Annotated in this window: 15 protein-coding genes; 1 reads left to right on the top strand and 14 read right to left on the bottom strand. The window is 37.1% G+C overall.

Annotated features, from left to right (window positions below):
• Positions 1-165: 165 nt before the first annotated feature.
• The 12 genes from DCE79_RS07610 to DCE79_RS07555 form a co-directional block, all read right to left on the bottom strand.
• On the bottom strand, positions 166-789 hold the full coding sequence (locus DCE79_RS07610; RefSeq protein ID WP_108712475.1) for a bifunctional 4-hydroxy-2-oxoglutarate aldolase/2-dehydro-3-deoxy-phosphogluconate aldolase: 624 nt from the start codon (positions 787-789) through the stop codon (positions 166-168).
• Positions 790-799: 10 nt separating this feature from the next.
• Positions 800-1,738 (bottom strand): sugar kinase, encoded by a 939-nt coding sequence (locus DCE79_RS07605; RefSeq protein WP_108712474.1) that lies wholly within the window; start codon positions 1,736-1,738, stop codon positions 800-802.
• 15 nt (positions 1,739-1,753) lie between these two features.
• Complete coding sequence (locus tag DCE79_RS07600) at positions 1,754-2,599, bottom strand: SDR family oxidoreductase (protein WP_199912307.1); 846 nt, start codon at positions 2,597-2,599, stop codon at positions 1,754-1,756.
• On the bottom strand, positions 2,596-3,666 hold the full coding sequence (uxuA, locus tag DCE79_RS07595; protein WP_108712473.1) for a mannonate dehydratase: 1,071 nt from the start codon (positions 3,664-3,666) through the stop codon (positions 2,596-2,598). The genes DCE79_RS07600 and uxuA overlap by 4 nt, the downstream gene beginning before the upstream one ends.
• Before the next feature lie 19 nt (positions 3,667-3,685).
• Positions 3,686-5,086, bottom strand: a complete 1,401-nt coding sequence (gene uxaC, locus DCE79_RS07590; RefSeq protein ID WP_108712472.1) for a glucuronate isomerase — start codon at positions 5,084-5,086, stop codon at positions 3,686-3,688.
• 17 nt (positions 5,087-5,103) lie between these two features.
• Positions 5,104-6,384, bottom strand: coding sequence for a TRAP transporter large permease (locus DCE79_RS07585; protein ID WP_108712471.1), 1,281 nt, complete (start codon positions 6,382-6,384; stop codon positions 5,104-5,106).
• Positions 6,385-6,396: 12 nt separating this feature from the next.
• Positions 6,397-6,885, bottom strand: a complete 489-nt coding sequence (locus DCE79_RS07580; RefSeq protein WP_108712470.1) for a TRAP transporter small permease — start codon at positions 6,883-6,885, stop codon at positions 6,397-6,399.
• Between the two features lie 8 nt (positions 6,886-6,893).
• Positions 6,894-7,901 (bottom strand): C4-dicarboxylate TRAP transporter substrate-binding protein, encoded by a 1,008-nt coding sequence (locus DCE79_RS07575; RefSeq protein WP_234417360.1) that lies wholly within the window; start codon positions 7,899-7,901, stop codon positions 6,894-6,896.
• 54 nt (positions 7,902-7,955) lie between these two features.
• The gene (locus tag DCE79_RS07570) at positions 7,956-8,666 is read right to left on the bottom strand and encodes a GntR family transcriptional regulator (RefSeq protein WP_234417359.1); all 711 of its coding nucleotides are present in this window, start codon (positions 8,664-8,666) and stop codon (positions 7,956-7,958) included.
• A 371-nt stretch (positions 8,667-9,037) separates the two neighbouring features.
• Positions 9,038-9,502 (bottom strand): 8-oxo-dGTP diphosphatase, encoded by a 465-nt coding sequence (locus DCE79_RS07565; protein WP_234417358.1) that lies wholly within the window; start codon positions 9,500-9,502, stop codon positions 9,038-9,040.
• Positions 9,503-10,242: 740 nt separating this feature from the next.
• On the bottom strand, positions 10,243-11,130 hold the full coding sequence (locus DCE79_RS07560; protein WP_108711351.1) for an IS3 family transposase: 888 nt from the start codon (positions 11,128-11,130) through the stop codon (positions 10,243-10,245).
• Complete coding sequence (locus DCE79_RS07555; RefSeq protein ID WP_108712468.1) at positions 11,070-11,627, bottom strand: helix-turn-helix domain-containing protein; 558 nt, start codon at positions 11,625-11,627, stop codon at positions 11,070-11,072. The genes DCE79_RS07560 and DCE79_RS07555 overlap by 61 nt, the downstream gene beginning before the upstream one ends.
• A 219-nt stretch (positions 11,628-11,846) precedes the next feature.
• Between DCE79_RS07555 and DCE79_RS07550 the strand changes: the two genes are divergently transcribed.
• The gene (locus tag DCE79_RS07550) at positions 11,847-12,278 is read left to right on the top strand and encodes a hypothetical protein (RefSeq protein WP_108712467.1); all 432 of its coding nucleotides are present in this window, start codon (positions 11,847-11,849) and stop codon (positions 12,276-12,278) included.
• A 34-nt stretch (positions 12,279-12,312) separates the two neighbouring features.
• Here DCE79_RS07550 and DCE79_RS07545 read toward each other — a convergent pair whose 3' ends face one another.
• Positions 12,313-12,873 carry a YdhK family protein gene (locus tag DCE79_RS07545; protein ID WP_108712466.1) on the bottom strand — a complete coding sequence of 187 codons (561 nt, stop codon included), beginning with the start codon at positions 12,871-12,873 and terminating at the stop codon, positions 12,313-12,315.
• Positions 12,874-12,953: 80 nt separating this feature from the next.
• A complete protein-coding gene (locus DCE79_RS07540) occupies positions 12,954-15,371 on the bottom strand; it encodes a heavy metal translocating P-type ATPase (RefSeq protein WP_108712465.1) in 2,418 nt (805 codons plus the stop codon).
• Positions 15,372-15,426: the final 55 nt, after the last annotated feature.

Below are 15,426 nucleotides of genomic sequence, written 5' to 3'. Positions count from 1 at the left end.
TTTCCTTGTAATAATACCATTCACTCAACTGTTCGGATATGCTTCCATTCAAATGCTATAATTGGTCTTAAAAAATGGCCTTCCCTGCTATGAATTTGGTACTAGCAGAAAAGGCCATAAGTTTTAAGTTTTAAGCTTGCGTAAATCATAATATTTTAAATCACGCTATCCTATCTTTTTACTCACTATTTCAAGCCAACTTTGTGCTTCCATCGCTAAGCCATCCCAGTCTTTACGTTGAATATACTCTTGTTTTAACAATGCACTCCCAGCACCGATTGCTGTTGCTCCAGCATCCAAATAGGAACGTGCTGTTTCTTTAGTAATGCCACCAGTAGTCATGATGTCAATATGACCAAGTGGACCTTTTACATCTTTAATAAAACTTGGTCCTACACTAGAAGCTGGGAAAAGTTTAATCATATTAGCACCTACTTTAGAGGCTTCTAACATTTCTGAAGGTGTTAGCACCCCTGGAATAAATAACACTTGTTGGCTGACTGCAAACTTCAATACTTCTATATCTAATGCAGGAGACACTAGAAATTGTGCTCCAGCTTTAATAGCTCGTTTAGCATCTTCTACAGTTAAGACCGTTCCCGCTCCAACAAGCATTTTTCCTTCATACCTTGCTAATGTCTCTCTTATTATTTCCTCTGCGTGCTGCGTTTCCATTGTTATTTCTATTGCTTTGATGCCACCCTTATATAGCGCATCTACTATAGAGGTACTTTCATGATAGGGAATTTTTCTTAAAACAGGGATAATCGTACAACTCTTTATATCCATATATACTCTCCTATCGCTGAATTTGTTTATATTCAGGATTAATTTGAAACTCGTACGGGTATCCTTCAGAATCTCCTGGAACCAATAACGCAAAAGATGCAACCCGATTTGCCATACCTACAGATTCTTCTAACGATAGATTACGCAATAGTCCTGACATTAATCCAGCCGCAAATCCATCCCCAGCTCCTATTGGATCAACAATTTTTTCTAAACGTTCTCCCTTTACATGGCCTGATTTTGAACTATTGGCATAGTATGCTCCAGCTTCACCGAGCTTAATAACAACCGTTGATGTTTCTCCACTTAAAAAGTATTCTGCTATTTTCTGAGGATTCTCTTCCCCGCTGAGCATCATTCCTTCTTCAATTCCTGGCAAGAAAATATCACTTTTTTGTGCAATAATCTTTAAAACAGGTGTAGCTTGTTCTTTTGTCCAAAGCTTCAATCTAATATTCGGATCAAATACTACTTTGACGCCGTGTTTTTTTGCCACATCAATACTATGAAGAATCGTTTCTAAACAAGATTCACTTAATGCTGGCGTGATACCCGTTAAATGGAGGTACTTTGCTTTAGCTATATAGTCTTCATTTATATCGCTCGGTGATAAGTTAGAGGCAGCCGAACCTTTACGATAATAAAAAACAGCTGGCTCCCCTTCAGCCTTTCTTTCTTTAAAGAATACAGCTGTTGGATAATCATTTAAAAACTTTACTTGAGAGGTATCTACACCCTCTCCACGTATTGTATTTCGGATATAGATGCCGAAGTAATCCTGTCCTAATAAAGAAATCCATCCTACATCGTGTCCTAATCTTGCTAAAGCTATGGCTACATTTGATTCTGCTCCTCCAATTGTTTTAACGAATTTAGGAGCATATATCATAGATCCTTCTGTCTCTGGAGTAAATAAGACCATCGATTCGCCAATCGTAACTACGTCCAATGAAGTAACCCTCCCTTAAACTCCCGAATAAGCCATGAAGCCACCATCTACAGGTACAGTAATACCTGTTACGAACCCAGACATCTCTTCATTCGCTAACCAAAGCATCGTCCCTAACAAATCTTCAGGTTTTCCAAATCGTTTCTTAGGTGTATGCGTGATAATTTTATGTGCACGTTCCGTTAAAGAACCATCTTCATTAGTAAGTAGACTTTTATTTTGTTCTGTTAAAAAGAAACCAGGTGCGATAGCATTTACTCGAATACCTGCATCTGCAAAGTGGACAGCTAACCATTTCGTAAGATTTTCAATTCCTGCTTTTGCAGCACTATAGGCAGGTACCTTTGTCATTGGAGATGGTGCACTCATAGAAGACATATTGATAATTGTGGCGTGTTCTTTCCCGATCATTTCTTCTGCAAAGACTTGAGTTGGCAGCAAAGTACCCATAATATTTAAATCAAATACAAAACCAAACCCTTCTTTCGTCAAATCAAAGAAAGTTTTAACTGTTTCATCACTCAAATGTTTTTTATCAAAAGTTTCGTGTGTTGTTATTCCTTTAGGATGATTTCCACCCGCTCCATTTAATAAAATATCACATGAACCAAACTCCGAACGTACCTGTTCTCTCGCTTCGATAATCGATTGCTTATCCAAAACGTCACAAGATAAGGCAAGTGCATCTCCACCGGCTGCTCGAATTTCCTGAGCAATCGCTTCACCATTTTCAAGATTACGATTAAGGATTGCTACTTTAACTCCATGACGACCTAATTCCTTTGCCATAGCACTACAAAGTACACCGCTTCCTCCTGTTATAACTGCAACTTTTCCCTTTAAGTTTGGATACAAATTCAATGTTTTTCACCTCTCTTATTTAAAGCGTCCCATAAGCCGAATAGATACATTACTCCTAAAGCCCTATCATAGAGACCATATCCTGGTCGACCTACTTCTCCCCATATATCTCTTCCATGATCTGGACGGATATAGCCGGTATAGCCGATATCATAAAATGCTTCCATGATTCCTACCATATCGATAGATCCATACGACATCTTATGAGCAGTTTCTATAAAATCACCATTTTCATATCTTTTTAAGTTTCGTACATGTGCAAAGTGAATTCGTTTCCTATGTTTTCTAATGATAGCTGGTAAATCATTCGCAGGATTTGCACCTAATGAACCACTACAAAAAGTAATTCCATTTGAGGGGCTATCTACTAAGCTTACTATTCTTCCTATATTTTCTTCATTCGTTACAATTCTTGGCAAACCAAATACAGACCATGGTGGATCATCCGGATGAATAGCAAGTTTGATATCACACTCTTCCGCAACCGGTATTACTTCTTCTAAAAAGTACTGTAAATTAGACCAAAGCTTTTCTTCATCTACTTCTTCATAAGCAGTCAAAACCTCTTGCAGTTGTTCTAAACGTTCAGGTTCCCAACCAGGTAGGGTAAATCCTTTGCTTTTAAGAACGGTAGACACAAGCGTCTTCGGATCACTGCCCTCAATCATATTTTTTTCAAAAAATAAAGCAGTAGAGCCATCTTCTAATTTCTTATAAAGATCCGTTCGAATCCAATCAAATACTGGCATAAAATTATAACAAATCACTTTCACTCCAACCTTAGCCAGTTCTCTTATGGTTTCTTTATAATTGTGAATATAATGATCTCTAGAAGGGCGTCCAAGCTTGATATCTTCATGAATATTAACACTTTCTACTACCTCAATATGGAGATTATGTGCATGTGCTTGCGCTTGAACTTCCTTGATTTTATTTAACGGCCATTTTTCTCCTGCTGCTTCATGATGAAGAGACCAAACTATCCCTTTTACATCCGGAATTTGCTTAATTTGCTCTAATCGTACATGATCATTACCTTCTCCAAACCACCTAAAAACCATCTCCATTTATATCACCTAACAATCCTTATATTTCTAAAGATAAATAGTTTTTAATATTAAAATAGCAAATATCCTTAATGATGTTTCCTAACAACTCATAGTCGGCTGGAAACTCGCCATTTTCTACCCACTCTCCTATAACATCACAGAGGATTCTACGGAAATATTCATGTCGAGTATAGGATAGAAAACTACGTGAATCTGTTAACATACCGACAAAGCGTGCTAGTAAACCTGTATTTGCTAATACTTTAATTTGTTCAACCATTCCATCTCGTTGATCCCCAAACCACCAGGCTGTCCCAAACTGCATTTTTCCTGGGATTCCCCCTTGGAAATTACCGATCATTGAACCAATCATGTAATTATCCCTTGGATTCAAGTTGTAGATAATCGTCTTAGGTAACTCATTTGTATAATCAAGGGCGTCTAAAAACTGAGAAAGATCTGCCGAATATGTAAAATCATGAATAGAATCATAACCTGTATTTTGTCCAACACACTCTAACATTCTTCTATTATTATTTCGAATGGCGCCTATATGAAGCTGCATTGCCCAGCCCTTTTCTGCATACATTTTTCCGAGTTCTATAAGTGTGGAAGTTTTAAACTGAATTACTTCTTTTTCCGTAAGAGCATCATTCTTTAGCCCTTTTTGGAAAATAACCTCTATCTCCTCTGCCGAAAATAAATGATAGAAAGAAGCATCTAGACCATGATCCGAAAGCTTGCATCCTAGTTCATCAAAGTATTGAATACGTTGTTTAAGGGCAATTAAAAAATCCTTGTACGATATTATATTTACGCCAGAAACTGTTATAAGATTGATAATCCATTGTGAGAAAGTTTCAAGTTCAATTCCCAGAGCGCCATCTGGTCTAAAAGTTGGCAGTACCTTAACTCGATAGCCTTCTTCTTTTAGAGAACGGTGATACTGTAAATCATCTATTGGGTCATCCGTTGTACATATTACATGAACATTAGATTTCTCTATTAGTGCCCTTGATGTAAATTGTTTTGTATTCAGTTGATTATTGCATCGCTCCCATATTTCATCAGCTGTATTTGGAGTTAAAATTTTATCAATACCAAAGTATTTATCCAACTCCAAAGCAGTCCAGTGAAAAAGCGGATTGCCCATAGTATAAGGAACTGTAGCTGCCCATTTATCAAATTTTTCTTTTGCAGTAGCATCTCCAGTTATAAAGCGCTCTTCAACACCATTGGCTCTCAAAGCACGCCATTTGTAATGGTCTCCCTGTAACCAAATTTCTGAAAGATCTTGAAAAGCCTTATTCTCAGCTATTTCTTTTGCAGAGAGATGACAGTGGTAATCAATTATCGGCATCTCTTTTGCATATTCATGGAACAATTTTTGAGCCGTTTTTGTTTTTAATAAAAAGTGTTCATCCTTAAAGGGTTTCATTTATATTTCCCCTTTCATTACATAAATAGATCTGGTAAGAACATAACTAGTGATGGGAAGAAGGTTAAAATTAGAACTAATAAAAATACGCCTAATATAAATGGAATAGACTCTTTAATATAATCTTCTAGTGGTACCTTCATAATGGATGTCGTCGTATACATCGTGACCCCTACTGGTGGAGTCATACCACCAAACGTAACGATTGTCATCATCAGTATTCCAAAATGTACTGGGTCAATCCCTACTTGTTGGACTACTGGTAAGAATATTGGTGTTAATAAAAGAACTAGAACTGTTGACTCAATAAACATCCCTGCAATGACTAAGAAGATTAGAATTAAAATGACCATGAGACTTCCGTTAGTCGTTACACCAATTAAGAAATCAGCTGCATTTTGTGGTAATCTATCATAAGTAATTAAGAAACCTAGGATTGAAGAAACTGAGATGATTAATAAAATAGAAGCATTGTCTGTGATAGATTGAGAAAGTGCTTCTTTAAAGTTTTTCCAATTTAACTCTTTATAAACGAAGAAGCCAATAACAATGGCATAAACAACTGCAAAAGCACCTGCTTCAGATGCTGTAAAAATTCCAAATCTGATTCCGACTACTAAAATTACAGGGAACATTAAAGCCCAAATACTTTCTTTTAGTGTTTCACCAATTTCAGGTAATGTAGCTCGCCTTTGTTCGTTATTACTGTCATAGCCTCTTTTTCTGGCAATTATATAAGAGATAACCATTAAAATCACCATCATTAGTAATCCAGGAATAATTCCTGCTAAAAATAGTTTCCCAATAGATACCTGCCCAACATAACCATATAGAATAAGACCGATACTTGGCGGAATCGTTGCAGTAATTAAGGAGCTAATTGCAATAACTGAAGCAGAATAACCACCTGAATAACCACGGTCAATCATTTTCTGACCTAGGATACGACTTTGCATTGCTGCATCTGCATTTGCAGAACCCGAAACCCCACCCATTACCGTACTTAATACAATAGATACATGAGCCAAGCTTCCTTGAAGATGTCCTGTCAGTGCATTTGAAAATCGAATAAGTCTTTCCGTAATACCAGAAGCATTCATTAAATTACCTGCTAAGATAAAGAAAGGAACCGCTAACAGAGGGAATGACTGAGTTCCTGCTACCATTCGCTGAGTTGTAATTTCTATCGGTAAATTAGATCCAATAAAGAAATACATAAGACTTCCTATACCTATAGCAAATGCAACAGGCATGTTCAGGAATAACAAGGTTAAAAATACAATTGCAACTATTAACAAATGATTCCCTCCCTACGATTTCAATTCATTAGATGACTTTATGCTGCTCAATTCTTCCTTTAATTGAGCCAAAATCGTACAAATCATTAATACACTTCCTATTGGTACTGCTAATGTTATAAAAGAATAACTCAAAGGAAGATTACTAATTTGTCTAGCTGAGTTTTCAACACTGAGTTGGAAACCATATATTGTTAGAAAGACTAAAAATGCTATAACCAAAATCTTTGTCAAAACTTCTATAATCCTCCTTACCTTTAGAGGTAGAACTTTTACAAAGATATCGACTGTTATATGTTTTCTTTCTCTCAGCGTCCGATTCGACCCTAAAAAAATGACCCAAACGAACAGTAATTGTGCAAATTCAACAGACCATGAGAGGGGCAATCCAGCCCATCTCATAATTGCTGCTAAGAAAACAAAGAATACAATTGCTACAAGTAAAAAGTTTGTTAGAAAGTTTTCGAATTTTATATAAATTCCAGCAGCCTGTTTTACCATTGCATTCCCTACTTCCCTAGGATTTTGTTCACTTCTTCTCTTAATTCTGCATATCCATCAATTTTATAGTAAACCGATTCTGTTAATTGTTTAAACGGTTCGATGTCTACTTCATTAACCTCAACACCAGCATCTTTCATTTTCGATTCGAAATCTGCCAGTAGTGCAATCGTATTTTCAGAAGCTTCTTCACCTGCTTTTAATGCTTCTTTATAAACAATTTTTTGATATTCTTCCGGTAATTCTGCCATCCAATCTGCACCAGCTACAATGCCCGTGATTAGTTGGAAGTGACTAGTCTTCGTGATATATTTAACAACTTCATGCAAGTTTGCACCATAAGAAGCTGGATGCTGCGCTTCTGCACCATCAATTACCCCTTGTTGGATACCTGGATATACTTCAGAAAATGCCATACCTGCTGGACTTGCCCCCATTGCAGAAATAGTTTCTGTCCACACAGTAGCTCCAGGAGTACGGATTTTTAAGCCTTTTAAATCTGCAGGTTTCTCGATTTTCTTATTTGTAAGGAAATGACGATCCCCTTGATACCAGTTAAATGATAAAATCTGAAGGTTATGTTCCGTTGCAAGTTTGTCAGACCATCCTTTAAACAAATCAGATTGTGCAACTTTATTTCCTTCTTCGTAACTGTCAACAATGTATGGAGCAGAAAGAATCCCAATTTCAGGTACTAATTCTGCTAGACGTCCAGCATCTACTAATACCGCAACGTTCGCCCCTACTTTAGCTTGTTCAAGAACATCACTGTCATCGCCCAACGCCCCATTACCATAAATTTCAATTACTACTTGATTATTAGTTTTTTCTGCTACTTGTTCTTTGAATTCTTCTAATCCTTGATAAATCGGATCAGTAGCAGCCAAAGCTGTGTTGATTTTAAGCGTATAAACCTTATCTGAACTTGCTTCTGTACTGCTATCTTCTGAGCATGCCGCTAATAGCGTTACAACAATGAATATCATACTTAATAAGAAACCACTTTTTAATTTCATACTAATTTCCCCCTAATTTGTTTGAATTTAAAGCGCTTACATTTTTATTTATAATTACTTAAAATACGTTGGATACCCTTCTTTTAAAGAATCCAATTCAAATCGAAGTTTCCGTAAATGCTCCCCCATCGCCTCATCAGCTAACATTCCATCACCATTCTCTATCGCTCCTGCAATAACAAGATGTTGTGACAAAATTTGGTCCCAGTTATAATTTGAAGCTAAACTCAACATACGAATACGATTTAAATGCGCATTGAAATTTTGTAAAACAGACCAAATTCTTGGTTTACCCGCTCCAATGGAGATAATATGATGAAACTCCTCATCCAACTCAAAAAGTTTCATATAGTTTTTCTCATCCATACAAAATTTCTGTCTTTGTAAATTCTCTCTCAATAAAACAAAATCTACATCGCTAGAATTTTCGGCTGCTAGCTTTGCTGACGCCCTCTCAAGCAACTCTCGGATAAATCTAACTTCCTCTACGTATTCCAAATCAATTAATGAAATGAATGTACCACGTTGAGGATATACTTCTAACAACTCTTCTTGCGCTAATTTTACAAACGCTTCTCGAACAGGCGTTCTACTAACATTCAATAACGCTGATATTTCTTTCTCTGAAATACTCTGCCCTGGCTTCAATTCCAACTTAATAATACTTTCTCTTAATGTTTCATATACATGATCCCTAGTCGAAAAATTTCTACGGCTGTTTAAATTACCCGTTATCAGAACACTCGCCCCTTTCATCAGTAACATATTAATATACTTGTATGGTAGTATATATTCGACTATTCAGAAAATTATACATATTAGCAATGGGATAAATGATTTCAATTGAGAAGAAATTTACTCGTAAACAAAATTGAGTACTATCTTTATATTGAAAAGGAATAATATAAACGCCTACTACCATTTAGTTTAAGTGATTCATTAATCGCATTAACTTAAAAAGATTGATACCGAGAATCCACCATCGTTTCTTTTAAGAGATGGAGTTTTTGATTGGTTTTGCATTATATATGGAGTATTCATAAAAATTTGCATAAAAAAAACACAAAATCACACTTTTTATATACTTGAAAGTTATAAAAAGATGATTTGTGTTTATACACATAATTATGGTGGCATTACAGTATTTTCGAATGGAATTCTTCCTCTTCGTTGTAATAATACACTTCACTTAGCTGCTCTGATTCGAATACCGTAATCATTTTTTCAAAGTCATTTGCTAATGGGTAATCAAAAAGATTTTCTCGGTTGATCCAAAACACTTCGCCTTCTTCGGAAGATTTAAGTTCCCCTTCAAATTGATTTGTTTTGTATAAAAGAACGACATAACGCTCGCCTTCTCCAGTTTGAAACTGCTTGATACCGCAAAGTACGGGCGACTGTATCGTTAGCCCAGTTTCTTCAAAAACTTCACGAATAACGGAATCCGCAAATGCTTCTCCCTTGTCCACATGGCCCCCTGGAAATGTAATCCCTGGCCAATTTGGATTCAATCGATCTTGTACAACAATTCTTCCATTGTCATCATAAACCATGCACATATTTGTAAAAATTGCTTGTTCACTTCTACTCAAACTAATCATCCCTTACTATTAATCTAACTAAGTCATAAAATATGTATGAACGCGAAAGGCAAAATCAGTTACACCTTAAATTAATCCGCGCCAAACCAAGTTCCCTCTTTCTTAAATTGTACAGAATATATTGTATACATACAAATTGGAATAATTTGTTTATTATACTATATAATGGCTCATCACCATAAGTTGGGGATGACATAATTTTAGGATTCAAAGTGATTCCTTTTTAATCTAGTCCGTTCTGCTACGCTACGGGGGACGCTTTCCTGGGGGCGTGGCTCCATCTAACTTGTTACTTGCCTCTACGGCGGCAAGCAACAAGTGGATATTCCGCGCACGCTTAATCCCCAAGGGGTCGCCCCCTGCGCTTCGCGGCACTCTATTTTGGAATAAAAAATTTTTTCTAATAAGGTGTTTTAGATAAGGCTTATTCGATAAAGTATCTTTTATAAACGTGAAAATAGTTTAAATGAAAGAGTGTTCATCATAACTGAAACCATGGCATTCACTTTCATTCCAATAACGAAATAGGATTCAAAATTCACTTAGAATAGAGGATAAACTTGATCAATCCCCGCCGCCTCGCGATAGCGCAAGCGGCATTATCAGACGCATTTAACCAGGTTAAATGAATGACACTTTGTATTGGAGGGCCTTGCATGCGGCATTAAAGACAGTAGTATGGACATGTACCACGTGGCCATAATGCTGTCAGGTAGTGACCCCTTAAAGTTAGAGTTTTATTATGCAGCTAATTGGTTGACATGAGTTCGGTATTTTACTGGGCTCATGCCACCCAGTTTCTGTTTAATTCGTTCGTTATTATAGTAATCGATATAGTCTTCGACTTTCTTCTTTAACGCTTCATAAGAGGTTAATTCCTCACCGTAATACATTTCTTGTTTCAATAAGCCAAAGAAGTTTTCCATGGCCGCATTATCTGCACAAGTTGCTTTGCGAGACATGCTTTGGAAAATCTTGTTCTGCTTTAACGTGCGTACCCATGCCTTATGTTGATAGTGCCAGCCCTGATCAGAGTGAATTGTTATTCGATAGTTTGCGCCATCCTGTAGGACTGGGAGCGCTTGTTTCAGTGATGCCATGACGAACTCTAGTGTCGGCCGTTTTGAGATACTAAATCCAATTATCTCTCCATTATATAAGTCCATAAGCGGACTTAAATACAGTTTTTCGTCATTTGTACACTTGAACTCTGTTACGTCCGTTACGACTTTCTGTAAGGCATGTGGTGTACTGAAGCGACGATTCATACGGTTTTTAGCCACTTTTCCAACAGTCCCTTTATACGATTTATAGCGTGACTTGCGTACAAATTTCTCACATTTCAAGTTCAATTCCTGCATGAGGCGCTGTACTTTCTTGTGATTAACCATGTACCCTTGTGCTTTTAATTCCGCATGAATCCGACGGTAACCATATCGCCCTTCATGTTTCTCAAACGTCTCTAAAATCAAGGCTTTCCAAGCTTCATCCGGGTTCTCGTTTTTGAGTTGCTTGATGTGATAATGGTACGTTGCTTCTGGAATCGCTACTTGTTTTAAGACATCGATTAATCGGAATCCTTCTTCTTTAAGCTCGAAGGCAATGGTTGCTTGTGCTTTTCGAGGAATGTTTTTGGGTTCTCCCGAAAAGCCCTCAACTTTTTTAAATAAGCGACCTCTAAACGAAGTAGTTCCACTTCTCGTTCTAGCTGTTCTTCGCGTGACATTATTTCTTGTTTCGTTTTATTTGTTTTTTTAGGCATAGTTGGCCATCCTTTCACGCGTTCCAGGCCTTCTATACCTTCCTTTGAAAATTTAGCTTTCCATTTCGAGACCAAATTAGGGTCGTTCAAGTCAAATTGAATCGCTGTCTCCTGTAAAGAAGCACCTGTTTGTTTCATAAAGTTTAGTACATTTAACTTGAATTGAACAGAATAAACTTGATCCTTCTTTTTCACCGCTAACCCATTTCGCCCAAATGCTTTATAGGCGCTTACCCAACGTCTTACTTGTGAGGGTACAAGTGGTGCATATTTATTTGCAATTAATCGATAACCATATGGGCCATTTAAATATTCCTGAACGACCTTTAATTTAAATTCTTCACTATACTTCGCCTTAGGCATAACATCACCCCAAAAGTTCGTTTTTAGCTCTAACTTTTGGGGTGCAGTACCTCATGCCGTAGCCCGCCAATAGCTAGACAAACTGATAAAACAATAATCAACCCCATGTTACGGTGATGAACCTATATAATTGATTCAACATAATTTATAGATGATGAGAGATATTTCAATCATTATTGAACAAAGTACATAATTTCCGTCTAGAAAGTGAGGTTGTTTATGAAAAAAACTGCATTCGTAACCTTTTCAATCATTCATATTTTACTGTCAATCATTTTGTTCTTTTTAGGAAAATACTATGCATTTACCGTGTCTATTTTTAATTATTGGTTACCTATGTTGCTAACAGGAATCGTATTGCTAATCATTTTCATTTTTAAGGATTCCACAACAATTCATAAAATGCGAAATGCCATTTTTATCTCATATCCAAGTGGACTATTGATAGTTGCTTTGCTCATTATTTACGAATTACCACAGTACAGCTATATAGATGCAAGTAACATCATTGAAAAAAGTACAGGTCAAATTGCAATTGAACCTAATAAAGGACAAGTAAAAGGACAGCAAGGGCATTATTATATTTACACAAATACGCAAACTTACTTATTTAATGCACTAACTGGAGATTTTGCAGAAAGTAAAAAATAGCACCACCTAGTTTATAGGACGGCGCTATTAATTATTATTTTTCCACTAATTCACTTTCTGTTACCCATTTATGATTTTTTACTTTCTCACCAGAACTTGATGTGTAATCAACCATATAAACAGTCATTTCTTCTATCGTATCAATTGTAGCAGTTGCCCCTTGCATGCCTTCCATGTGATCCGCATTTAAACTGACTTTCGAATTTTGTTTTAAAGGTTCGTTATCATCAATTTGTAGTTCTTCATGAATTACCCATTTATGTTCTCTTTCAGGATTTCCACCAGTAGTCGGTGTATACGTAACGGCATAAACTGTCGTATCATACGCACCGACAATTGTTGCATCTACCCCATTCATCCCTTCCATATGGTCAGCTTCCATTAATACTGTGCTGCCAACTGGAAATGTAGGATTTTTTGCTGCCTGTAAACCTTCTGGAAGCTCTCCATTACTTGAATGATGCTGATGTGAACTGCCATTTTCATGTAGTTTGGTTTCATGTTGATTGCTATCTTCACTGTCATTTCCTCCACAAGCGGTAAGTGTCACTAAGCTAGCTAAAGCAATGATGGTCATTCTAAGTTTTTTACGCATCAATTTTCTCCTATCCTTGATGATTGTGCTTGGTCGACACCCAATTCGTTTTCGAACTTGTATAAAGGTTCACTTTTTCTTCATTTATTTAGTTTTACTTTTTGTAATCGTAGGGCATTTAATACAACGGATACGGAACTAAATGCCATTGCTGCACCTGCGACCCAAGGAGCCAGGAAGCCGGATGCTGCAATTGGAATCCCTATTGCATTATAGGCAAATGCCCAGAATAGGTTTTGTTTAATATTACGCATTGTTTTACGGCTCATTACAATGGCATCGGCAATACTGTTTAAATCGCCACGAATTAATGTAATGTCCGCAGCTTCCATTGCAACATCTGTTCCCGTACCTATCGCCATACCGACATTCGCTGTTGCAAGAGCTGGCGCATCATTAATACCATCACCAACCATTGCCACATTTCTACCTTGCGTTTGAAGTTTTTTCACTTCTTCAGCCTTTCCTTCCGGTAATACTTCTGCGATAACAGCATTTACACCGACTTCTTTACCAATGGCTTGTGCAGCACGAACATTGTCACCTGTCATCATAATGACTTCAATACCCATTTGTTGAAGACGCTCGATTGCTTGCTTTGATGTTTCTTTAATCGTATCAGCAACTGCTACTAATCCTGCAAATTTCCCATTAATCGCAGCTAACATCGCTGTTTTACCATCCGATTCTAATTGTTCCATTTGAGGTAACTCATTTGTAATATCAATATTGAATTGTTGCATTAATTTACGTGTACCAATAATGACGCCTTGTCCGGATACAGTAGACTGCACACCGTAGCCAGGAATCGATTCAAAAAATTGAACAGTTCCAAGCTCTATGCCTTTGTCCTCAATCCCTTGAACAATTGCTTGCGCTAATGGATGTTCCGATTGTTTCTCTGCTGCACCAAGAAGTGCTAGAAAATTTTCTTCTTCTATCCCTTGCGCAACAATTACATCTGTTAACACAGGTTTACCATGTGTAACCGTCCCTGTTTTATCGACGACCACTGTATCAATGGCTTGCGTTTGTTCTAGGTGTTCGCCACCTTTAAACAAAATTCCAAATTCCGCAGCACGTCCACTACCAGCCATAATTGAAGTTGGTGTTGCTAAACCAAGTGCACACGGACAAGCAATGACTAAAACCGCAATTAACACTTCAAGTGCTTGCGTAAAGTTACCTGGATCAATCCATACTATCCAAACGATAAACGTTAATACCGCAATCCCTACAACAATTGGAACAAATATCCCCGAAATTTTATCGGCTAAACGTTGAATTGGCGCTTTAGAGCCTTGCGCATCTTCTACTACTTTAATAATTTGTGCAAGCGCTGTATCACGACCAACTTTTGTCGCTTTCATTTTAATGAAACCGTTTTTGTTAATTGTTGAACCATAAAGAACGTCACCCATTTTTTTATCTAAGGGTAAGCTTTCACCTGTTAGCATGGATTCATCAACAGCTGTTTGACCTTCTAGCATCTCACCATCAACTGGGATTTTTTCACCTGGTTTCACGAACAGAATGTTGCCAATTGCTACTTCTTCTAAAGGTACTTCCACTTCAACGCTATCACGAAGAATGATCGCTGTTTTCACTTGAAGTCCCATTAATTTTTTAATCGCCTCTGATGAACGACCTTTTGCTTTTGCTTCAAATAGTTTTCCTAAAAGAATGAGTGTAATCAGGACTGCACTTGTTTCAAAATATAAATGTGGTGCGTGATGTGAGCCATTCATCACAATCATTTGATACACACTATAAAAGTAAGCCGCTGAAGTACCCATGACTACAAGAACATCCATATTTGCTGAACCATTACGAAGTGCTTTATAGGCACCTTCATAAAATTGTCGGCCGATTATAAATTGAACGGGTGTTGCTAAAATTAGTTGTACCCATGGGTTCATTAGAAAATCAGGAACATATAAAAACGATGTAAATGAAAAATGGGCTACCATCGTCCAAAGTAATGGTAATGATAAAATGGCTGACATGATGAATTTCCATTTTTGTTGTTGAATCGCTTTTTCGCGATAATCGACTTGATCTTTTTCATCCTGTTTTTGATGCGCACCATATCCAAGCTTTTCTACTTTAGCAATGACATCAGCAACTGACACTTGCGCTGGATTAAATTCAATCGTTGCCTTTTCTAATGCTAAGTTGACATTGGCAGTAGAAATACCATCCATTCTATTTAAACCTTTTTCAATTCGTGCTGAACAGGCAGCACATGTCATGCCTGTAATATCTAATTCTGCTTTTTGTTTGATGACACCGTAACCGAGCGCTTCAATTTTTTTCTCGAAATCATTTTCTGTTAATCTCGTTGCATCATATTTTATCGATGACTTTTCAAGTGCCAAGTTAACTGTTGCTTGGTCGACACCCTCCATTTTATTGAGTGCTTTTTCAATACGTGCTGAACAGGCGGCACATGTCATACCTGTTATTTGAATGGTTGTATTTTTTTCTTTTACAGTCATTGAGCGTCCCTCCTCCATATACCGTATGGGGGTATATTTCAATAAAAATAAGAGA

Source organism: Lysinibacillus sp. 2017 (genome assembly GCF_003073375.1).
In the GTDB taxonomy this organism is placed as follows: Bacteria; Bacillota; Bacilli; order Bacillales_A; family Planococcaceae; genus Solibacillus.
The sequence above is the reverse complement of the archived record's forward strand: the minus strand, read 5'-3'. Positions and strand labels throughout refer to the sequence as shown.